This window comes from Enterococcus sp. 2STP (genome assembly GCF_032465635.1).
In the GTDB taxonomy this organism is placed as follows: Bacteria; Bacillota; Bacilli; order Lactobacillales; family Enterococcaceae; genus Enterococcus_B; species Enterococcus_B lactis.
In genome coordinates this window covers 68,587-90,687 of record NZ_JAWDJH010000009.1, presented here as the reverse complement: position 1 = coordinate 90,687, position 22,101 = coordinate 68,587, and the positions used below count along the sequence as shown (strand labels likewise).

Sequence of the window (22,101 nt, the reverse complement as noted above, 5' to 3'; positions counted from 1 at the left end):
CCATATTCCTCAGAGATTTTTCATGCCTAGTATGATCTAGTCACATGAAACGAATTATTGTTAACGTAATCATTTTATATAGACAGTTATGTTTTGTCAATTCTTTTTTTATAATTATAGTAATTTAATGGAATTATCAGAAATAAAATGAAGAAACAGATTAAGAAACCCGCGTTATTTAATTAATGGATCTTTTGCTTATCTTATTCGTTGTTAAAAAGCTGAAAGCGAAGGAAAGAAACTTTACTTAACTGTATTTCTCCATTAGGACATCTAAAAATTTACGAGCAGCAGGAGAAAGCGGCTGGTCTTTTTTCCAAATGAGATTCAGTGAAGCTTGTAATGGCGGATCGAGTGGGATAAATATTTTTTCTGTCCCATAAGTATTGATGATCCCATCTAGAGCTAATGCACCAAAAGTCCCATTATTGACCATCAAAGAAGCGTTGTACAATAAGTTATATGTTCCGACGATCGATAACTGATCTATGCTGAAACCTAGCCATTCAGATAGTTGATTGTCCACTGACGTTTGTCGGGAAATGATCAAAGGAACAGTTTTTAGTTCTTGTGGATGGATAACGGTTTGTTTTGCTAAAGGATGAGTCCGATGTATCAAAAGTCCCCAACAATCTTGGGCAGGTAGTCGAAATGCCTGATATTTTTGCTTATTTGTCGGTTCGATCACGACTCCAAAATCGAGTAGCCCGCTATCCAATTTCTCTATGATATCATCTGCATTCCCACTATATAAATGAAACTGGATATCAGGATGCGCTTTGATCAACGAATGAAGGCTATCAGAAATGAAAGAGATTGCTTGAGTTTCACCGCCACCAATGTAGATTTCTCCAGAGATGATTTCGTCATTTGTTAAGTTGTTCGTCGTTTTTTCCACCAATGACAAGATTTCTTTTCCTTTTGAATAAAGATATCGTCCAGAATCCGTCAACTGTATCTCTCGGGAGCCTCGAGTGAAAAGTGTCACACCAAGTTCTTCTTCTAAATCTTTCAGTTGTTTTGAGAGAGTAGGTTGCGTGATATGCAGAGATTTTGCTGCTCGGCTGATATTTTTTTCTCTAGCTACTGCTAAAAAATACGTCAGTATACGAATATCCATTTTTTCCCTCCTGTTTTTAAAAAGTATATCACTAAGTATAGGTAAAATGAATAGTTAAGTATATTTTATAAATATTAGACATAGTAAGCCATCCGTTATAAAGTAAGGATAAAAGGAGGGAGCAAAATGACAAGTGCCATCGAAAAACAAATCGTTAATAAAGAGATTCGAGTGACGGATCCACTTTTTGAAGTGATCCATCAGATCCAAGCGGAAAACGAAGAGCCTTTAGCAGCACTGAATACTGGGTACCATGAACCAGCAGATATCCGCAAACGGCTAGAAAAAATCATTAGTGACAAAGTAGATGATACGGTGACTGTTCTGCTGCCTTTTTATACAGATTTCGGCAAACATATTAGTATAGGGAAAAATGTCTTTATCAATCGTCAAGCGATGTTCGTCGACTTGGGTGGTATCTGTTTAGAAGATTCAGTATTGATTGGTCCTCGTGTCAATCTCATCACGGTAAACCATCTAACCGATCCAACAGAACGAAGAGGCTTGTCAGTAAAGCCAATCCACATCAAGAAAAATGCTTGGATCGGAGCAGGAGCAACTATTCTGCCAGGCGTAACGATTGGCGAGAATGCCATTGTTGCAGCGAATGCAACTGTTACGAAAGATGTCCCAGACAATACCATCGTTGCAGGAATCCCTGCCAAAATCGTCAAACCTGTCGAACGGATTATTTGAAGAGTAAGATGAAATAAGAGATAGTAAGTACAAGCAAAAGATTTTTCAAAACAGGAGGAGAATAGAATGAATGATTTATCAGAAAAAGTGATTGTCATCATGGGCGCTTCAAGCGGAATCGGTGAAGCAACAACGAAGCTGTTAGCAGAAAAAGGAGCTAAACTAGTCATTGCCGCACGCCGAGAAGATCGCCTAAAAGCAATAAAAGAATCTTTACCAGAAGCTGAACTATATATTCAAACAGCAGATGTAAGAGACTTTGCACAAGTCCAAGCAGTTATCGATTTAGCGATGGAAAAATTCGGTCGAATCGATGTATTGTACAATAATGCAGGGATCATGCCAACCGCACCATTAGTTGAAGGGCACCGAGATGAATGGCAAAATATGCTTGATATCAATATCATGGGTGTTTTAAACGGGATTTCTGCTGTACTTCCAATCATGGAAAAACAAAAATCTGGGCATATTATTTCAACTGATTCTGTGGCAGGTCATGTCGTTTATCCTGATTCCGCCGTTTATTGCGGAACAAAATTTGCTGTCCGTGCGATCATGGAAGGATTACGTCAAGAACAGCGACAAAATAACATCAAATCTACGATCATCTCTCCAGGAGCTGTTCAAACTGAATTATATCAAACGATCAGTGACAAAAAAGCCGCTCGTGAACTTCATGAAGCGCAAAAAGAATGGGGATTAACATCTGAAGATATAGCATCTGCTGTAGCATTTGCGATAGAAACGCCAGACCGGATGTCTGTCAGCAACATGATCATCCGTCCGACGACACAGGAAGTATAATTCATAACGGATAATATCCAGAGAGAATTACTTGTTATTGGTTATTCAAATGATCAACTAAATAAGGCGTGAATGAAGAAGGTTCTTCATTCACGTTTTTTTATGTAGAAAAAGCGATTTTATCAAAAAGGAACAAAAGTTATTTAAAAATGGACATTGACTTACTTTTACTTTTTTAGTTACACTGTTATTTAGGAAAAGTTTCATATCCAAAGGAGAAAAAAGATGAAAGCAAAGAATTTATTATTTAGCGTTATTCTTTTAGGAAATCTAGCAGTTGCCAACACAACCGTGCTAGCTGAAGAAACGACAGGAACAGTCACAACTCAGACAACGAGTTCTTCAGAAATAGGAATTGAAAACGATACAGAAAGTACGTTGCAGTCAGCTAATGTCTCCGAAAATACGGTTTCAACTGAAGAATCAACCACAGGGACAACAGAACAACCGCAAACGGAAGAAAGCACATCAGCAGAAGCTCAGAAAAATCCAGAGAATGCGGAAGAAATCACGAACCAATTGACAGATGGGCAAACATTGACACATACCCATCAAGCAGATTTGTCTGAATTCGAAAACTATACTGGCTACGCTTTTTCTGCCCGCTCATCTGCTAATTCTCAGCAAGCATTCATTGATAGTATTGCATCCACTGCACAAAGCTTGGCAAGTGCCAATGACTTATACGCATCAGTCATGATTGCACAAGCAATCGTTGAAAGCGGCTGGGGGAACAGTGCCTTGGCTTCTGCTCCTAATTACAATCTATTTGGAATCAAAGGAAGCTATAATGGCCAATCTGTTACGATGCCTACTTCGGAATATGTCAATGGACAATGGATCACGGTAAATGCTGCTTTTAGAAAATATCCTTCGTACAAAGAATCATTACAAGATAATGTGACGGTATTGAAGACGACTTCTTTCCAGCCGGGCGTGTATTACTATTCTGGTGCATGGAAAAGCAATACGAACTCTTACAAGGATGCTACAGCTTGGTTGACCGGTCGTTATGCCACTGCGCCTAATTATGGTGCTACACTAAACAATGTAATCGAGACTTACAATCTGACGCAGTATGATACAGCACCAACTTCAACTTCTCCAATGTATCGTTTATATAATCGTCATACAGGAGAGCATTTGTATACATTGAATGCCGGCGAAAAAAATTATCTGCCAACTGTAGGCTGGGAATATGAAGGAATTGCTTGGCAAGCACCAAACAGTGGACAGCCTGTCTACCGTTTATACAATCCTTACAGCGGAGACCATCATTACACAATGGCGCAATCTGAGATCAACTCCTTAACAAAAATCGGTTGGCGCTATGAAGGTCTAAGTTTTTATTCTGGTGGTTCCAAGCCAATCTATCGACTATTCAATCCAAATGAAAAAACTGGTACCCATCACTATACCTTAAGTGCGAAAGAAAGAGATTGGCTAACGCCAATGGGCTGGAGATATGAAGGAATAGGATTTTATGGTTATTAAAAAGAGGTTGTGACAGAAGTGGTCAGCTTCAAGAAATAAGAAGGAATTGACGACAATTGTTTCTCAAATTTTTGTGAGATTTCGGCTTATTCTCGAAGAAGGTACTTCTGGAACACCGTGTATCAGAGGTTGTGAAATCAGCGTCCTGACCTGAGTATTAGAGAAACAAACGGAAAAATAGTTCTTCATATTTTGCCGTTTTTTGAGCTAATACCGAGGGTCAGCTGATTGAACACCGTTTACCAAAAGGTTGTGAAAAAGCTGTCCTGCATCAAGTAATAAGAACAGCCAAACAAAAGCAGTTTCTCATGTTTTTCGTTTGGCTGGACTTATTACCGTAGATGCAAGTTTTTGAACACCGTTTACTCAAAAAAGGTTGTGACAACATTCTTGTCACAACCTCTTTTTATACCCGTTCAATCAAATTGATCCAGCTTCCAATATTCGATCAGATTATTCAATTTTTGACCGTAATCAGGATCTGTCGCGTATGTTCCTGTTAATGCACGGGTAGCATCTCTGTAAGAACGTGCATTGACTTTCCATGTCCCCGCATATCGGTTTGGGTCCCAAGAAATACCATATCTTAATTTTAAGGCGTTATCTAAGAAGGATTGGTCAGTGGACTGATAGACCCGAAATTTTGAATTGACAGGGACAACGACACCATTGATTACTTCGTTAGATATATGCCAGATATAGCCATACTTTCCTTCATCTTCGCCGTCTTTGAATTTCATCCCAAAGAAGTTATTCGCGTGCTGAGCTAGATAGCTTGTGCCATATCCTGTTTCTAGGATCGCTTGAGCCAACATGACAGAAGTATACAAGCCATGAGCAGGCGCGATACGATTCGCACTTTGGCTGACGGAATTGATGAATCTTCCCTGAGGTGTCTGATCATTCACTTGTCCTAGAATCGTCAGTTGGTTTGGCTGATAACCACTTGGCCGCCGGTCGTTTTCAACAATGGTCAGCTGGATACCTTCAACAGGTAAATTCATTCTGACAGAGCCTGCTTTTTGTCCATTTGATGCCCAGCCTAACCAGCCTCTGGAACGAACAAAGGCACGATAATAAATATCATAGTTTTCAGCAAGTTCTCCTGTTAACTGAAAGGAAAAGGCTTGAAGAGAGCGATTTTGTCCAGTCGTTCCTGAAATCGCTCCATTGGATACAGTTCTGGTCCAACCGCTGTCAGCTATGTGTGAATCATATTGGATACCGCCAGTATACCTGGATGTTCCTAAATTTGCGCGAATCGCTTCAAATTGTCTTCCTTGATTTGCGTAGCTGATCGAGTTGTTTAGGCTCGTTTGGATTACCCAGCCAATATTCGATACATGTCCTTGCAACGTGATTCTAGGTGGAGCTATACGAAAGGCGCGAGTAGTTGCACCAGGTGCGGCTCCTCCTTTCCTTACTAATACAATTTGAATCGCTTCTGCACGGTAAGCATAGCCTTGTGTGCCAGCTGATTCACCGTTCTTTGCCCAGTTCATCCAGCCGAATTCTTGTGCATGTACACGATAATAAACGTCATATCGGGTGCTGATTGTGCCAGTCAGATTGATGCGGATCGCCTCAATAGGCAGATTTTGTCCAGTCGTACCAGAAATCGTGCCATTTTGTGCCCAGTTGGTTTCCCAACCTTTGTTAGCGATATGGGATTGATAAGTGATACCGCCACCAATTGTATTTTCAGATAAACGCAGTTGCATTGCTTGAAGACTTAACCGTTGGCCAGTCGTACCAGCTTGATTAGCAGCATCTGTCTGGCCTAACCATCCTCTGTTGGTTACGTGAGTATTCGCCAATACGGATGGTTCCTTTTCGATATAAGAAATACCGTTAGTAGCAGGGCCGGAACTGTTTTTGTCCAATAATTGGATTTCAATTGCTTCGATTTGATGACCGTATCCAAGTGTTCCGGAAGGATTTCCGTTCATTGTCCAAGGAAGCCAGCCAAAATTTCGTACATGGACTCTATAATAAACATTGTAAGTTGCTGCTAATTGTCCAGTTAATCGAATATTGATTCCTTCAATCTGTTTGACTTGTCCAGTCGTGCCAGAAATAGCGCCGTTAGCTACCCAATTTTGCCATCCTGAACCTTGGACATAAGAGGTGTATTCAATAGCACCAGAGAGGGAGGATGAAAGATGGATACGAAAAGCTTCTACTTGTAAAGATTGACCTGTTGTTCCTGAAAGTTGACCGCTAGAAACATTTGGCAGCCAACCACGATTTTTGACATGTGTACTATAAGTAATAGATGGTGCAGTACGCAAGGTAGATTCATCTGTCTGTGGCACTTTGTTTTGCGGCTGGAAAGAAGAATCAGTTGTTTCTTTTGAATCAGATGCTGTACTTTCAGCTGTTCCTATCTGTTCATTTGAGGAATCAGTCTCTGCTGATACTGGATCCGCTGGTTGGAATTCTTTCTGTGGGACAAAAACGATTGAAGAATCCTTTGCTGTCAGCGCATAAAACACTTGATCGCTGATTTGGACTGCTCTTTGTACGTGATAACTTTCTGAATGTGAAATGGTTTCCTCTGATTGTTCTAGCCAAGCTTGATCAAGTGACAGAGAGGCAACGGCTGATTCAGAAAGCTGACCTTGTGAGGCTTCAACTGGAACTGTTTTTGGCTCATGAGCAGTTACAGAGTTTGCTGCTACCCATCCTTCATAGTTTGCTGTTTGGATATGTACCCAAGTCGTTTGATCCGATAACGCTACTTTATCTGTGATGAGGGCTGGTCCAGATATTTTTTGATGTTCTTCTTGGCGATAGAAGGTAGGATAAATATCTGTTTCATTCAGAATCGTATAGGTTTCTGTCATACTTATATGTGTTTGAATGATAGGATCAGCTGCAACTTCTGAGTAATACGCACGTACGGAAGAAAGAAAATGCTCCTTGTCTAGAGTGATCGAATCGTCAAACATCAAGAAATCTGCTGATTTTTCCAAGGGTAAAGAATAGGTTTTGATTTTTTTTGCTACATAATAGGCCAAATAATTGGTGACTTGTTCTGTTGGTTCTGTCGGTATGACTAGTTGGATCGTTCCTTTATCCACCCATTGTCCATCGTGTAGCTGGACATCAGTAGAGACAATCTCATACACACCTTGCGCATCAATGTAGCTATGAGCAGATTGCTGCTGAATGAACGATTCCTTTGTTTGTTTTGAAGCTGAAAGGTGGATTTTATCAGGTTTCATTTGTTCAAATCTACCATTTGCTCCTTGCAAAGAGGGATTTCCAGAGATTTTGGGCGGTGTAAAATTTTCTACTGCAGAAGAGCTATCTTCTAGATTTTGATAGGAATTCTCTCCAGATAAGCTTGATTGGGATGGTGCGCTTTCATCTTCTGATAGGGCAGATGTTTCTGTTGTTTGAACATTTGACAAAACGGTATCAGCAAATACGAGACTATTAGGTAACAATGTCGCATTCACTAAGAGAAATACTGCGGCTACTATTCTTTTTCTCACATCATTGTCCTCTCTTTCTTTTTTATTGTTCCTTCTTTTCATTCTACAAGAGATTTCTTTTATTTACACTCATTTCTATTGAAAGCCTTTGTTTTTTAATTTCACAGCTGATTCTTTGACTTTTTTCTTTTTTTATTTTATTATTGACAAGTCAATCGTTGACTAGTCAATTATTAGGGAGGAGGAAATTATGTCTTTAGAAGAGATTAGCCACCTTTTATATCAAATCAAATTAGCCGATCAAAAAATCGTCCAGATCTTTGAGGAAAATATCGGTATAAGTCTTACTAGATACGAGATCATGATGAGACTGAAAGAAGAAAATCCATTGCTGCAAAGCAGTTTGCAAGAAAAGTTGCAGATTGATCAAGGAGCAGTTACTCGTCATCTGAAGGTATTAGAAGCAAACGGTTATGTTTCGCGTCAGAGAAATCCTCAGAACAACCGAGAAGTGTACGTAGCGCTGACAGAAAAAGCCCAGCAGAAAATCGAGCATTGTGAAATGGACCATAAAGATACAGGTTCCGTGCTGTCCCCAGCTTTCAGCGATGCAGAAATGAAACAATTCCTAACACTTTTAGATAAATTGAATACCCAACTTTGCAATATAACAACAGAAACGAAAGAGGTTAATAATAATGGAACAAAAAAATGATTTTTCAACAATTATGACTGGTAGAAGATCCGTTCGCGTATATGATGAAACATACAAAATCCCACACGAAGAAATGCTGGAAATGATCAAAGAAGCGACGACTGCTCCTTCTTCTGTCAACATGCAACCATGGCGCTTTGTGGTCGCTGAAAGCGAGGAAGCAAAAGAAATCTTGCGTCCTTTGATCCGTTTCAATACGAGACAAAATGATACTTCTTCTGCAATGGTCATGATTTTTGGCGATATGCAATGTTACGAATATGGCGAAGAAATCTATAACCAAGCTTACGAATCAGGGAAGATGCCAAAAGAAGTCAGAGATCAACAATTAGCTGCGATCATTCCTTATTACAAGAGCTTTTCAAGAGAAGAAATGAACGATGTAGTCAAAGTCGATTCTAGCTTAGCGGCTATGCAATTCATGTTAGTTGCACGTGATCATGGCTATGAAACAAATCCAATTGGTGGATTCGAAGCAGATCAGTTGGCAGAGGCATTTGGTTTGGATAAAGACCGCTATGTTCCAGTTATTATTTTATCAATAGGAAAAGCGGTAGAAGAAGGTTATGAGTCTGTTCGTTTAGCACCAGAAAAGATCACTACGTTCAAATAAAAGGTTTTCAGTTACTATTCAGTAGCTATTGCTTTTTTTGAATCGTGTGTGGTAACCTAATAAAAAAGGAGGTCGGAAAAATGACTGCATCGATGAAATTACGTTTTGAACTTTTGAATAACAACTAAATAAATTCAAAAGACATGTATAAACAACAATTTCATGGGTGGAGTATGTCCATTTTTTCGAACGACAGTAGAATAGGTGAAAGCTATGACAGATTTGATGATTTAGTCATAGTTATTTCGTTCAGAGTAGGAAAAGATGTTATGCAGTTTTTTTGCAAACAGATTTTTCTGCTCTTTTTTAGTATCGATAATTGTTGTTTTACATGAAATAGGAGTGTAAAACATATGGAAAATTTAGCAATAAATATAACAAACCTGCAAGTTCGTTTTGGTAACCAGTTAGAATTATCTATTGATTCTCTTCGTGTCTATCAGCAAGATCGGATAGGGATCATAGGAGAAAATGGAGTCGGTAAATCAACGTTGCTGAAACTGATAGCCGGAGAACTTATCCCCAATCAAGGGAAAATCCAAACAGAGATCACTTTCAACTATCTGCCACAATTAACCTATCTTGCTGAAACAAAGGATCTGAATTTGGAATTAGCCAGTCATTTCCAGTTAAAACTGGAAGAAACTTCGGAACGGAAATGGAGTGGAGGGGAAGAACGAAAGATCGAGTTGATACGTCTTCTTTCTTCTTATGAACAAGGGATGCTTCTAGACGAGCCGACGACCCATCTAGATAGAAAAAGTGTGGATCGACTGATTGAAGAGCTTCGTTATTATTATGGCACGCTGATTTTTGTTAGTCATGACCGCTATTTTCTAGATGAGCTGGCAACGAAAATCTGGGAAGTAAAAGACGGAGAAATCCGAGAGTTTTCGGGGAATTATAGTGCCTATCTCACTCAAAAGGAATTGGAGAAAAAGACTCAGCTACGAGAAGCAGAGTCGATCATGAAAGAGAAAAAACGATTGGAAAAATCGATCCGAGAAAAGAAAAAACAAGCGGAAAAGTTGGAAAAAGTGTCTAGTAAAAAGAAAAAGCAACAAATCAGACCGGATCGGTTGTCTTCCTCTAAACAAAAAGACAGTGTACAAAAAGCCATCCAAAAGAATGCGAAAACATTAGAGAGAAGACTCCAAAAAATAGGAGAAACAACTAAGCCGCAACAGATGAAACAAATCCGTTTTCCAGTACCAAAATCTCTTGCACTCCACAATCGTTATCCAATCATGGGACAAAATATCCAATTGGAAAGAAACGGAAGAATATTACTGATAAATAGCGATTTTCAATTTTCTTTAGGTAAAAAAATCGCGATTGTCGGCGAAAATGGTTCAGGTAAGACAACCTTATTGGAACATATCCGCAAACAAGGAGAAGGAATCCTCCTTTCGCCGAAAGTAAGCTTTCAAGTCTATCAGCAAAAGGATTATCAAATGACATCTGAAGAATCCGTCATTCGTTTTGTCATGAGACAAACAGAGTTTTCGGAATCGCTTGTCCGTAGTTTGCTGAATCACTTAGGGTTTGCTCAGGAAACTCTGACGAAACCGTTGTGTACGTTAAGTGGGGGAGAAGCGACCCGTTTGACGATTGCTTTGCTTTTTACTAAGCCAAGTAATGTGTTGCTGTTAGATGAACCGACTAATTTCATTGATATGGCAACGATCGAAGCTTTAGAGCAGCTGATGCAAGTATATCCGGGAACGATTTTGTTTACTTCTCATGATTCCTACTTTGTCGAACGTACGGCTGATGAAGTTTATGAAATAAAAGGGCAGAAAATAAAAAAAGTACTTACGAGAAATTTTTAAATGTGCTACGATGATTTTCGTGACAAATTTAAAGGAGTGGTACAGATTGCCTACAAATAAAAAAGAAGGAATAATTTTTACAACAATGATGTGTTTTTTGATGGTCTTGGGGATGAGCGCGTATAATTTATGGTTGCATCAAGATCTTCATTTATCAAGTTTGTTGATTGGTCTAGTGCCTGGATTCGTGGTGGCTTTCATTTTGGATGTCTTCATCATCGGTGTGCTGGCGAAAAAAATTGCCTTTAAACTACCAGTAAATCCAGAAAGCAAGATCCAAATGATCTTAACTATTTCCTGCTTGATGGTTTTAGGAATGGTCACATGTATGTCTTTGTTTGGTGTGATCATGGAACAAGGAATACCTGATCAATTATTCTCTGCTTATATGAATGCTTGGAAAATGAATGTGATTGCCGCTTTACCGTTGCAGTTGATCATCGTTGGCCCACTTTCAAGAAGTGTGTTGAAAGCCATTCAAAGCAATGAATGATGGAACACTGTTTATTTGAAAAAAAGGTTGTGACCTGCTTTTTGTCACAGTCCCTTCAATGCAGTTCTAGAAAGAAAAATGATCCGAACGATAGGTTTTTGCCTGTCTTTCGGATCGTTTTTCTTTTTCAGCTGTATCGTTCTTTTAGTGAAGATGATTCGTTGCTTAATAGATAAATCTAGAAAGGTTCTGTTTATCCATTACTCAAAAAACGGCTGCATTTGTTCTCTTACTTGCTGACACCATTGGAGTTCCTGCTGACAAAGCATGATTCGGCGCTGGATCACAACATAACGCCCAAATTCTTGTCTCTTGTCTAGCGAGAGGTCATTCAATTTTTTTTGATTTTTTTGCATGATTTTGTTCAGCTGTTGTTCTCTAGTGAATAGCAGTCCAGTAGCTGTTGTTTTGTCGAGTGTTGAAAAAGCATAGATTTTTGCTAAAAATTCATCTTTTTGCGTAGGAGCTGGGGTCTCCTCTTTGATCCATTCCTCTACAAGGGCACGTCCTTCATCAGTTAAGTGGTAGATCTTTTTTTGAGAGTGCTCGTCTTTGTCCAAAACGGTCACATAACCCTGCTGGTCTAACTTGGCAAGCGTCGTATAAATCTGACTGTGATGAGCTTCCCAAAAAATCGTGATCAGCTGCTTCAATTCATACCCAGAACGCGGTTTGGATAAAAGCACGCATAATAATATATAGGCTAAAGTATTCATAAAAATCCTACCTCTCGTCTTATTTTCTTTATTATATCACAGTAAAGTTTCCATGTTTTACATGTGCATATTGACATGTAAAATAAATCATGTATGATGCTAATAGAGAGAAAGGGATGGAAATATTGGAGAATCAAATAGATATACAAGAACAAACAAATGAAGAAACAAAGGGGAAAAGTTCGGCGCTAGTTGTAGCAGCTACCTGTATGATCGCTTTTATGGGAGTGGGCCTAGTAGACCCGATCTTAAAAACGATTGCTGCACAGTTAAACGCTACGCCAGCTGAAACAACCCTGTTATTTACTAGTTACATGCTAGTCACTGGTGTGGTGATGCTATTTACAGGTTTCCTATCTAGTCGGATTGGCTTGAAAAAAACATTGATGACCGGATTGTTTATCATCGTTGTATTCGCTGGTCTTGGTGGATTATCTGGCAATATCGGTATGTTGATTGGGTTACGTGCTGGCTGGGGAGTCGGTAATGCTTTATTTGTCTCTACTGCTTTAGCAACGATCGTCAGTATTTTAGTCGGTAACACAGAAAAAGCAATCATGATGTATGAAGCAGCACTTGGCTGCGGAATGGCTGTTGGCCCGCTAGTCGGTGGGGTCTTGGGCAGCGGTTCATGGCGTTATCCATTTTTTGGGGTAGCCTTTTTGATGTTTTGCGGTTTTATAGCCCTAGCGGTACTTTTACCTGAAACTGAGAAACCAAAGAGAAAAGTAGGCCTTTGGGAAGGTGTCAAAGCGTTAAGCAATCATAAACTTCGTTCAGTTGGACTGATCGCATTGTTATATAATTTCGGATTCTTTACTTTACTTGCGTATGCGCCATTTTTATTGATTGGCTATTCTGAATTAGAAGTCGGTTTTGTATTTTTTGGCTGGGGTGTGCTTCTGGCTATTGCTTCGATTTTCGTTGCACCGGCTCTTGAGCGGAAGTTTACGACTTATCGGACGATTTTAGCTGCATTTGTCTTATTCATTATTTGTTTGCTGTTATTAGGAGCTGGAACTTCTATGCCAGTCCTTGTACCGATCAGCATTGTGTTAGCAGGATTTTTCCAAGGAATCATCAATACATTGTTGACGACGATTGCTATGGAAATACCCGGTCTGCAACGAAACGTTGCTTCTTCCAGCTATAGTTTTGTCCGCTTTTTCGGTGGAGCTTTAGCACCATTTATTGCAGGTGTGATCGGCGAACATATTGGTGAAAGCTATGCGTTTTATTTTGCAGGTGCCATTGTTCTTATCAGTGTATGTTGTATCATTTATCACCGTAATTATTTTGCTACAAATGAAGAAGAATAAGAAATCAGAGGTTGTGAAAAAGCTGTCCTGCATCAAGTCATAAGAACAGCCAAACAAAAATAGCTTCTCATATTTTTCGTTTGGTTGGGCTTATTACCGCAGATGCAAGCTTTTGAACACTGTTTAAGGAAGAGATTGTGAAATCAGCGCTTTGACCTGAGTATTAGAGAAGCAACGGAAAAATAGTTCTTCATATTTTGCCATTTGTTGAGCGAATACCGAAGGACAGCTGATTGAACACCGTTTACCAAGAGGTCGTGAACCTGCCGTTCAGCTCCGAGTCACAAGGAGCAATTTCAAAAAACAGCTTCTCATGTTGGTTGAATATTGTGACTTGTGACCGAGGAGTTGGCAGGAGAACACCGTTTAAGGAAGAGGTTGTGAAAAAGTCGTTTAGTTTCGAGTATTAAGAAAAATTTTGTGAAAATGGCTTTCTACATTTTTGCATAAATTTGGCTTAATACCGAGAAACTGGCTTTTGAACACCGTTTATTCGGAAAAAGGGAATGTGACACGATTTTTGTCACATTCCCTTTTTTTCTCAAAATAATGAAACTGGAAAATTTTCAGTAGGTAAGCTAAAATTCATTTAAGAAAAAGAATGGGGGGATAATAGATGCTGGAAGAATATTTTCAGGAAGTCGGGTTGACACTCGTTGAATTACCCATTGAATTTTCAGATGATCGGTTGATTTATCGTGGCTATATCAAAGAATTGCCAATGATCAACGCGGAAGGTGAAACTAGAAAAGCGATGCAGCAAAAAATAGCTGGTATGTATCAGATTTATCGGGAACAGCTATTGGCAGAATCAGCGGAAGAAGAAAAAGAAAAAACGATGAACTTGTCCATGGATGAGCTGCTTCGTTATTATGATGGCGAAACATTTGACGGATTTTCACTTCTTAACGAAGAGGAAACCGATTTACCAGGCAGCTGGTAGGAGAACACCGTTTATATGGAAAGAGGCTGGGACAGAAGCGTTTAACTCCAAGAAATAAGAAGAAATTCACGAAAATTGCTTTTCAAATTTTTTCGAATTTCAGCTTATTTCCGAAGGAGTTGCTTCTGCTCCCGCCGTTTATACGTGTTTAGAGCGTGGGACAAAAGTTTTTCTTTACTTTTGTCCCACGCTCTAAAAAGTTCGGCAGTTTTTTGCCGATGTTCAAAGCACCCTACTTATCGTACGGATATTTTTTAGCGGAAAGTCCGATTCAAGTGGTTTTTATTCAGCTGATATTTATAAGATAAGTGAAAGATCCCAGCAATCAGCAACGTAATCGTATAGGCAATTGAATGATCGAAAAAAGAATAGTAATTGACTGCCGCTAACAGGCATAATGCAACCATGTAGCTGATGTGTAAGCGAGCAACCAAACCTTTTGGCCCAATTTTGTCAAAATACTGCGCCCATTTTTCCCGTTGACTCCCTATGCTTCGTTTTTTGAACTGAAAAAAAAGGGATAAAATACCGACTCCTAGAAAAGCAGCGATATTCAGAGAAATAAGGTAAATAAAAAAAATCATTAAAATTTCAAACATATTGACACCTTTCTAGTTGGATAGAACCTTTACAGTAAAAGGCAAAAGGCGTGAATAATGTTTCACACGAAACATTATTCGCGGATTTGTCCATCGCCATAAATGATATATTTTGTGGAAGTTAATTCATTTAACCCCATTGGACCACGGGCATGTAGCTTTTGAGTGGAGATGCCGATCTCTGCACCAAAACCAAATACCGATCCGTCTGTAAAACGAGTGGAGGCATTGACATAGACAGCCGCCGCGTCCACTTCATTCAAGAAACGCTGACTAGCCGAATAGCTATCTGTCACGATTGTTTCTGAATGCTTGGTGTTATGTCGGTTGATATGCGCAATTGCTTCACTTAAAGAATCGACTACTTTGACGGCAAGGATATAATCTAGATATTCAGTATCCCAATCTGCCTCTTCTGCTAAAGCAGCTGTCTCTAGATATTCTAACGCACGAGCATCCGCACGTAAAGAGACGCCGTGTTCTACCAGTTCTTTTTCAATGGCTGGTAAGAAAAAGGGTGCGATCTCAGAATGGATCAGTAATGTTTCTGCCGCGTTGCAGACAGAAGGACGGGAAGCTTTTGCATTGACGATGATTTTCACTGCCATAGACAACTGTGCTTCTTTATCGATGTATACGTGATTATTTCCTGTACCTGTTTCAATGATAGGTACCGTTGCCTGTTCTTTGACTCGTTGGATTAATTTTGCTCCGCCTCGAGGGATCAGCACATCTAAGTATTCTGTCAATCGCATCAACTGTTCTGCAGTTTCATGAGAAGTATCATCGACAAACTGGATGGCATAAGGAGATTCGCCAGCACTGACCAGTACTTGCTGCAATAGCTGGACCAGTAATTGGTTCGAGAAGAATGCTTCTTTGCCACCGCGAAGGATAACGGCATTCCCTGATTTGAACGCTAGACTGGCTGCATCAGTCGTGACATTTGGACGAGATTCGTAAATGATACCGATCACGCCGAGGGGCACGCGTTTTTTGCCGATTCTCAATCCGTCGGTGTTCGTCCACATCTCATCTACTTTTCCAATAGGATCGTCTAACGAAGCAATCTTTTCGATCTCTGCAGCCATGGCATTGATTCGCTCAGGTGTCAGCTGCAAGCGGTCTTGCATCGTTTCACTGATATTGTTTTCGACTGCTTTTTCTAAGTCTTTATGATTTGCTTCGATGATCGCTTGTTGATTCTTTTTGATGGTTTTCGCCATCTGAACAAGTAGCTCATTTTTACGGTTTGTAGGCATAAGTGCTAGTTGTTGCGCACTATCTTTTGCCTGTTGCCCTAATTGCATCAAATCAGTCATTTCAAGTCCTCCTTAAATAAAGTACCTACTTCTTTTCCTGCAAGAATATCAAAAATGATTGCCGGATTTTTCCCATTTGCTAGAATCATTGCACTGTTTGCTTCAAATATCCTAGAAGCTGCTTTTAATTTACTTTGCATACCGCCTGTTCCAAAGGTGCTGCCTGCACCACCTGCTTGTGCCAGAATCTTTTCATCGATTTTATCGATATAGCGATACATCTGAGCCTCGGGATTTGTAGTCGGATTATCTGAATAAAAACCGTCGATATCAGAAAGAACGATCAAAAGGTCTGCCGCGACAAGTTTTGCCATGATTGCTGACAGCTGATCATTATCACCAAATTTTGTCAGATGATCTAATTCATCTACTGCGACAGTATCGTTTTCGTTCACGATAGGAATCGTATCCATGATCAAAAGCTGTTCCAATGTATTCCTCACATTTTTACGACTTTCAGGGTAATCTACCACGTCTCTTGTCACGAGGATTTGTGCTGTCTGCTGATTATATACACTGAATCTTTGATTATAGATATTCATCAATTCGGCTTGACCAACAGCCGCCGCAGCTTGCTGTTCAGGGATCAAAGTCGGACGTTCTGACAAATGTAATTTATGCATACCGACGCCTACAGCTCCCGATGAGACTAAGATCACTTCCTTTCCACGATTTCTAAGATCGGAAAGGACAAAAGCTAACTGATCGATCGCTGCAAGATTGATGTTTCCATTGGGATAGATCAATGTACTTGTTCCTACTTTGACAATAATTCGTTTTGCATTTTTTATTTCTTTACGCATGTGACACCTCAATCAAATATCCACTCATTAATTTCGTTCTATTCTACTTGTTTTGACGAGTAAAGTCATGTAAAAAATAGTTTTTTTGTACAACTTGCAGTTGTTCGGTAAAAGAACGCGTTAATGGTTGACTTTAGGATAGCAGAATTTCTTGAAGAATTTGTAAAGAGAGTCTTTTATAGCCTCGAATATGTTAGAATAGGAGTAGTTTATTTAGGGAGGAAAACCGGTGAGAAAAAGAGGATTTGAAGTTATTTCTAAATATAAAGAGCAAAATATCAATCTACCGCAGCGCGCTACACATCATGCTGCTGGCTATGATTTTGAAGCAGCAGAAGAGGTCGTGATTCCAAGTATCTGGAAAGCAGGCTGGAAAAAAGGATTGGAAACCGTCGCAGATACATTGAAAAAAGACGTATCAGAAAATGAAAAACAGTTGAAACCGATCCTCGTACCTACTGGGATCAAAGCCTACATGGGAGAAGATGAATTTTTGCAGCTTGCTAACCGTTCAAGCAATCCGTTGAAGCGGTTTTTAGTGTTGACGAACGGCGTGGGTGTGATTGACAGCGATTATTACAATAATGAGGCAAATGAAGGCCATATCATGTTCCAATTCACCAACTTTGGTTTCAAGGATGTAGTGATCAAAAAAGGTGAGCGTATCGGTCAAGGGATCTTCTTGCCATTTTTAAAAGCAGATCAAGATCAAACGACTGCTCAACGTCAAGGCGGATTTGGTTCTTCCAGTAAATAAAACGATAAAGAAATTTAAGCTTGATTTAATGTCTCATGGTTAGAATAAAAGGAGGCGGTACAATGGCAAAAAAATCAAAAGTACAATTTGTTTGCCAAAATTGCGGGTATGTGTCGCCTAAGTTCTTGGGACGCTGCCCAAATTGCGGAAAATGGAATACGATGGTCGAAGAAATCGAACAAGATACAACAGACCGCAGAACGCGAACAAGTTTGACAGGAGAAAAAGCGAAACCAACAAAAATCGCAGACGTCGTCCCTAAAAAAGAACCTCGGGTCAAAACGAAATTAGAAGAACTGAACCGTGTGCTAGGTGGAGGTGTGGTACCGGGATCCATGGTCTTGATCGGTGGTGATCCAGGTATTGGTAAATCCACTTTGCTATTACAAGTTTCTCAGCAATTAGCAGCCATAGGCGGGAAAGTCTTGTATGTATCCGGCGAAGAAAGCGCAGAACAGATAAAATTACGCGCGGAGCGCCTCGGAAGTATCAACACAGAATTTTATCTATACGCTGAAACAGATATGAATGAAATCAGTCGTGCCATCGAACATATCTCCCCTGATTATGTTATTATTGATTCCATCCAAACGATGACGCAGCCAGACATCACAAGTGTGGCAGGAAGCGTCAGCCAAGTAAGAGAAACCACTGCAGAATTACTCAAAATCGCTAAAACAAATGGGATTGCCATCTTTATCGTCGGTCATGTTACGAAAGAAGGTTCGATCGCCGGTCCAAGAATGTTAGAGCATATGGTGGATACAGTGTTATATTTTGAAGGTGAACAACATCATAGTTTCCGAATTTTACGAGCGGTAAAAAACCGATTTGGCTCAACGAACGAGATTGGGATTTTTGAAATGCATGAGCATGGATTGGAAGAAGTCGCTAACCCTTCACAGATTTTCTTAGAGGAACGCCTAGACGGTGCGACTGGCTCTGCTATCGTTGTAGCAATGGAAGGAACACGTCCAATTTTGGTAGAGATCCAAGCATTAGTCACACCTACTATGTTCGGAAATGCTAAGCGAACAACAACAGGTCTTGATTTCAATCGTGTATCTCTGATCATGGCAGTGCTGGAAAAAAGAGCTGGACTACTTCTTCAGAATCAAGATGCTTACTTAAAAGCTGCAGGTGGGGTAAAATTAAATGAACCAGCGATTGATTTAGCTATCGCTGTCAGTATTGCTTCAAGCTACAAAGAAAAAGGAACACAGCCGACGGAATGTTTCATCGGTGAAATCGGACTGACTGGAGAAATCAGACGTGTCAGTCATATTGAACAACGGGTCAAAGAAGTCCAAAAACTCGGCTTCACAAAAGTTTACCTGCCTAAAAACAACTTAGGCAACTGGGAAGCGCCAAAAGGAATCGAGATCGTTGGAGTAGCAACTTTGGCTGAAACGTTGAAGCGTGTGTTCCGCTAAATAATAAATGATTGTCGAAACGGAGGAAAAACGATGCAAAAACGTGTCATTACGTTGCTGATGATCATTGTCGGCGCAAGCTTGGGTATTTCATTTTTACCCTCAGCTTGGCAGGCAATCGGTCAACAGTCAAATGGGTGGCTGAATAATACATTTACCAACAGCTTGTTAGGCGCACTTATTTTCTTTTTATTATCTTTGCTGTTGGCCAAACATATCTCAGCTATTATCAAACAAGTAGAACAAAAACTAAGCGAGGTCAGTTTGACTTATCTTCTCTTCGGTGCGATCGGTGCGATCATCGGATTGACTTTAGGCGTTGTGATCTCAACCCCTCTTTACAATATGGAAATTCCATTCGTCAATAGTGTATTGCCGATTTTACTGATGATCATCTTAGGTTATTTGGGATTGAGAATGGGAACGACACGAATCGAAGAATGGAAGAAAGTCTTTGGTTCACGAAGTAAAAAAATCGAGCAAGAAACAGCTAGCCAAGTGGAGAGCCAACTGTTAGAACGAAAATCAGGAGAAAATTTCCATAAATATAAAATCTTGGATACAAGCGTGATCATTGATGGTCGGATTTATGATATTACAAAGACTGGATTCTTAGAAGGAACCTTGATGATCCCTAATTTTGTTCTTTACGAACTACAATACATCGCGGACTCAGGGGATAGTTTGAAACGTGTGCGTGGTCGTCGCGGATTAGATATCTTGAATGCTTTGCAAAAAGAAGAAGGTATATCTGTCGAAATGTACGATGGAGACTTTGAAGATATCAGCGAAGTAGACAGCAAGTTGATCAAATTAGCCAAGCTTTTAGACGGTGTCATCGTAACCAATGACTATAACTTGAATAAAGTCTCTGAATTCCAAAATGTACCTGTTCTTAATATCAATGCGTTGGCAAATGCCGTGAAACCAGTCGTCATTCCTGGCGAAACGATGAATGTTCTAGTAGTAAAAGCCGGAACAGAACGCCAGCAAGGGGTAGCCTACCTTGATGACGGCACGATGGTTGTCGTAGAAGATGGACAGCATTACATGAATGAACGTATCGAAGTCGTTGTGACAAGCGCCCTTCAAACAGCTGCTGGACGTATGATCTTTGCTAAACCTGCCCATGCAGGACGAGGGATCGACAATAAAAAAGAGACAGAGAAAAAGACAAAACAATCAAAATAAAAAAGAAATTCAGCCAACTGGTAAGGAAATTCAACCAGTTGGCTTTACTATTTACCTTAGAAAAGGTAAAATTTGTGCTGAGTGGCTTTAAATAAATGATATTTGAGAAGCCGTAACTGACGGAATTTTTACTGTTAGTCAAAGTCTAGTTTGAAAGAAGAGGAAGAAAATGACGAAAGTACGCGTACGCTATGCACCAAGTCCAACTGGGCACCTGCATATTGGAAATGCAAGAACTGCATTGTTCAATTATTTGTTTGCCCGCCACAATGATGGAGACTTTATTATTCGTATTGAGGATACTGACCAAAAACGTAATATCGAAGATGGCGAAAAAAGCCAGTTGGAAAACCTTGCTTGGTTGGGAATGGATTGGGATGAATCTCCTGAAAATCCTGGAGAATACGGCCCTTACCGTCAATCTGAACGTAAAGAAATCTATCAACCGCTGATTGATCAGTTACTTGCTAGCAATCGAGCATACAAATGCTATTGCACAGAAGAAGAATTAGAAGCAGAACGGGAAGCACAACGCGCAAGAGGAGAAATGCCTCATTACGCAGGAACATGTGCGAACTTGACACCTGAAGAACAAGCAGAAAAAGAAGCACAAGGTCTAGAATCTGTTGTACGTTTCCGTGTGCCTCGCAATACAGAATACGCATTTACAGATATGGTAAAAGGCGCTATTTCGTTCGAATCCGATAATATCGGCGGCGACTTTGTCATCCAAAAACGCGATGGTATGCCAACCTATAACTTTGCTGTTGCGGTCGATGATCATTTGATGAAAATCACTCACGTTTTACGTGGAGATGACCATATTGCCAATACACCAAAACAACTGATGATCTATGAAGCATTTGGCTGGACGCCACCAACATTCGGACATATGACGTTGATCATCAACAGTGAAACAGGCAAAAAATTAAGCAAACGTGACGAATCAATCTTACAATTTATCGAACAATATCGCGAATTAGGTTATCTACCAGATGCAATGTTCAACTTTATTGCATTATTGGGCTGGTCACCTGTGGGCGAAGACGAAATCTTCGATCACCAAGAATTGATCCAAATGTTCGATCCAAAACGCCTAAGTAAATCACCCGCAGCTTTCGATGCGAAAAAACTGCAATGGGTAAACAACCATTACATCAAAGCAATGGATCTAGATGCATTTACTGACATGTGTCTGCCTTATCTAATCGCTGATGGACGTGTAGCAGAAAAACCAGATGAAAAGACAATCGAATGGGTGAAGAAGATCGTTAGCCTGTATCAACCTCAAATGAGCTATGCTGCAGAAATCGTTGATCTGTCTACGCTATTTTTCAATGAACATCCTGTATTGAATGAAGCAGCAAAAGAAGTACTTGCTGGTGAAACAGTTCCTACTGTTCTCCATGCATTTAAAGCACAGCTAGAACAAATGGAAGTAGTAGATGCTCCAACTGTAAAAGCTGCCATCAAAGCTGTTCAAAAAGAAACTGGCGTAAAAGGGAAAAATCTTTTCATGCCGATCCGTGTAGCTGTATCAGGACAAATGCATGGCCCAGAATTGCCTGAAACGATCGAATTGCTTGGTCGTGAAAAATCATTAGCACATTTAAATCAAGTACTGAACTAAACACGATGAACAGAAAAAAGTAAGCAGCTGATCATTACAAGAGAGATACCGGGTGGTGCAAGGTATCAATGAATGGTTGCCGAAATGCCTCTGGGAGTGGTCTTGGCGAAAACACAGAAAACAGGAGAAACTGTTTTCAGGAAACGAAGTAGCCAAGAACGTATAACAGGCGTTACCTGTC

The 22,101-nt window shown here is 40.0% G+C and carries 19 protein-coding genes and 1 other annotated feature (1 of these 20 only partly in view); of the genes, 13 read left to right on the top strand and 6 right to left on the bottom strand.

Annotation, left to right across the window (positions count from 1 at the left end; all coding sequences use genetic code 11):
- Window positions 1-247: 247 nt before the first annotated feature.
- The gene (locus RWU19_RS02365) at window positions 248-1,120 is read right to left on the bottom strand and encodes a LysR family transcriptional regulator (protein ID WP_123837784.1); all 873 of its coding nucleotides are present in this window, start codon (window positions 1,118-1,120) and stop codon (window positions 248-250) included.
- A 126-nt stretch (window positions 1,121-1,246) separates the two neighbouring features.
- Here RWU19_RS02365 and RWU19_RS02360 point away from each other — a divergent pair, with 126 nt between their 5' ends.
- From RWU19_RS02360 to RWU19_RS02350, 3 genes are all read left to right on the top strand, one after another.
- Window positions 1,247-1,816: a DapH/DapD/GlmU-related protein gene (locus tag RWU19_RS02360; RefSeq protein ID WP_002372464.1), complete on the top strand. Its 570-nt coding sequence runs from the start codon at window positions 1,247-1,249 to the stop codon at window positions 1,814-1,816.
- Window positions 1,817-1,882: 66 nt separating this feature from the next.
- A complete protein-coding gene (locus RWU19_RS02355) occupies window positions 1,883-2,620 on the top strand; it encodes an SDR family oxidoreductase (RefSeq protein ID WP_010733116.1) in 738 nt (245 codons plus the stop codon).
- 225 nt (window positions 2,621-2,845) lie between these two features.
- A complete protein-coding gene (locus RWU19_RS02350; RefSeq protein ID WP_123837785.1) occupies window positions 2,846-4,114 on the top strand; it encodes a glycoside hydrolase family 73 protein in 1,269 nt (422 codons plus the stop codon).
- Window positions 4,115-4,530: 416 nt separating this feature from the next.
- Here the strand turns inward: RWU19_RS02350 and RWU19_RS02345 are convergent, their stop codons facing one another.
- Window positions 4,531-7,656, bottom strand: a complete 3,126-nt coding sequence (locus RWU19_RS02345; RefSeq protein ID WP_123837786.1) for a glucosaminidase domain-containing protein — start codon at window positions 7,654-7,656, stop codon at window positions 4,531-4,533.
- Between the two features lie 148 nt (window positions 7,657-7,804).
- Between RWU19_RS02345 and RWU19_RS02340 the strand changes: the two genes are divergently transcribed.
- From RWU19_RS02340 to RWU19_RS02325, 4 genes are all read left to right on the top strand, one after another.
- On the top strand, window positions 7,805-8,269 hold the full coding sequence (locus RWU19_RS02340) for a MarR family winged helix-turn-helix transcriptional regulator (RefSeq protein WP_002315865.1): 465 nt from the start codon (window positions 7,805-7,807) through the stop codon (window positions 8,267-8,269).
- Window positions 8,253-8,882: a nitroreductase family protein gene (locus RWU19_RS02335; RefSeq protein WP_002310475.1), complete on the top strand. Its 630-nt coding sequence runs from the start codon at window positions 8,253-8,255 to the stop codon at window positions 8,880-8,882. The genes RWU19_RS02340 and RWU19_RS02335 overlap by 17 nt, the downstream gene beginning before the upstream one ends.
- Before the next feature lie 353 nt (window positions 8,883-9,235).
- Window positions 9,236-10,714 carry an ABC-F type ribosomal protection protein Msr(C) gene (gene msr(C), locus RWU19_RS02330; protein WP_123837787.1) on the top strand — a complete coding sequence of 493 codons (1,479 nt, stop codon included), beginning with the start codon at window positions 9,236-9,238 and terminating at the stop codon, window positions 10,712-10,714.
- A gap of 46 nt (window positions 10,715-10,760) precedes the next feature.
- The gene (locus tag RWU19_RS02325; RefSeq protein ID WP_002310470.1) at window positions 10,761-11,207 is read left to right on the top strand and encodes a DUF2798 domain-containing protein; all 447 of its coding nucleotides are present in this window, start codon (window positions 10,761-10,763) and stop codon (window positions 11,205-11,207) included.
- Between the two features lie 200 nt (window positions 11,208-11,407).
- On the opposite strand, the gene RWU19_RS02320 is transcribed toward RWU19_RS02325, so the two are convergent.
- The gene (locus tag RWU19_RS02320) at window positions 11,408-11,923 is read right to left on the bottom strand and encodes a PadR family transcriptional regulator (protein ID WP_002310468.1); all 516 of its coding nucleotides are present in this window, start codon (window positions 11,921-11,923) and stop codon (window positions 11,408-11,410) included.
- Between the two features lie 116 nt (window positions 11,924-12,039).
- Between RWU19_RS02320 and RWU19_RS02315 the strand changes: the two genes are divergently transcribed.
- Window positions 12,040-13,242 carry an MFS transporter gene (locus RWU19_RS02315; protein ID WP_002296013.1) on the top strand — a complete coding sequence of 401 codons (1,203 nt, stop codon included), beginning with the start codon at window positions 12,040-12,042 and terminating at the stop codon, window positions 13,240-13,242.
- 616 nt (window positions 13,243-13,858) lie between these two features.
- Complete coding sequence (locus RWU19_RS02310; protein WP_123837788.1) at window positions 13,859-14,185, top strand: hypothetical protein; 327 nt, start codon at window positions 13,859-13,861, stop codon at window positions 14,183-14,185.
- A 254-nt stretch (window positions 14,186-14,439) separates the two neighbouring features.
- Here the strand turns inward: RWU19_RS02310 and RWU19_RS02305 are convergent, their stop codons facing one another.
- The 3 genes from RWU19_RS02305 to proB form a co-directional block, all read right to left on the bottom strand.
- Window positions 14,440-14,784, bottom strand: coding sequence for a hypothetical protein (locus RWU19_RS02305; RefSeq protein WP_024635023.1), 345 nt, complete (start codon window positions 14,782-14,784; stop codon window positions 14,440-14,442).
- Window positions 14,785-14,858: 74 nt separating this feature from the next.
- Window positions 14,859-16,106 carry a glutamate-5-semialdehyde dehydrogenase gene (locus RWU19_RS02300; RefSeq protein ID WP_123837789.1) on the bottom strand — a complete coding sequence of 416 codons (1,248 nt, stop codon included), beginning with the start codon at window positions 16,104-16,106 and terminating at the stop codon, window positions 14,859-14,861.
- Window positions 16,103-16,909: a glutamate 5-kinase gene (proB, locus tag RWU19_RS02295; protein ID WP_002287451.1), complete on the bottom strand. Its 807-nt coding sequence runs from the start codon at window positions 16,907-16,909 to the stop codon at window positions 16,103-16,105. The genes RWU19_RS02300 and proB overlap by 4 nt, the downstream gene beginning before the upstream one ends.
- A gap of 229 nt (window positions 16,910-17,138) precedes the next feature.
- Here proB and RWU19_RS02290 point away from each other — a divergent pair, with 229 nt between their 5' ends.
- The 4 genes from RWU19_RS02290 (at window position 17,139) to gltX (ending at window position 21,920) form a co-directional block, all read left to right on the top strand.
- Entirely contained in the window at window positions 17,139-17,666 is a 528-nt protein-coding gene (locus RWU19_RS02290; protein ID WP_002315871.1) for a dUTP diphosphatase, read from the top strand.
- Window positions 17,667-17,728: 62 nt separating this feature from the next.
- Window positions 17,729-19,099 carry a DNA repair protein RadA gene (gene radA, locus RWU19_RS02285; protein WP_002293096.1) on the top strand — a complete coding sequence of 457 codons (1,371 nt, stop codon included), beginning with the start codon at window positions 17,729-17,731 and terminating at the stop codon, window positions 19,097-19,099.
- A gap of 33 nt (window positions 19,100-19,132) precedes the next feature.
- Window positions 19,133-20,290, top strand: coding sequence for a PIN/TRAM domain-containing protein (locus RWU19_RS02280; RefSeq protein ID WP_002287448.1), 1,158 nt, complete (start codon window positions 19,133-19,135; stop codon window positions 20,288-20,290).
- A gap of 169 nt (window positions 20,291-20,459) precedes the next feature.
- The gene (gltX, locus tag RWU19_RS02275) at window positions 20,460-21,920 is read left to right on the top strand and encodes a glutamate--tRNA ligase (RefSeq protein WP_123837790.1); all 1,461 of its coding nucleotides are present in this window, start codon (window positions 20,460-20,462) and stop codon (window positions 21,918-21,920) included.
- Window positions 21,917-22,101, top strand: a binding site (T-box leader); it runs 55 nt beyond the window's last position. It overlaps the preceding gene by 4 nt.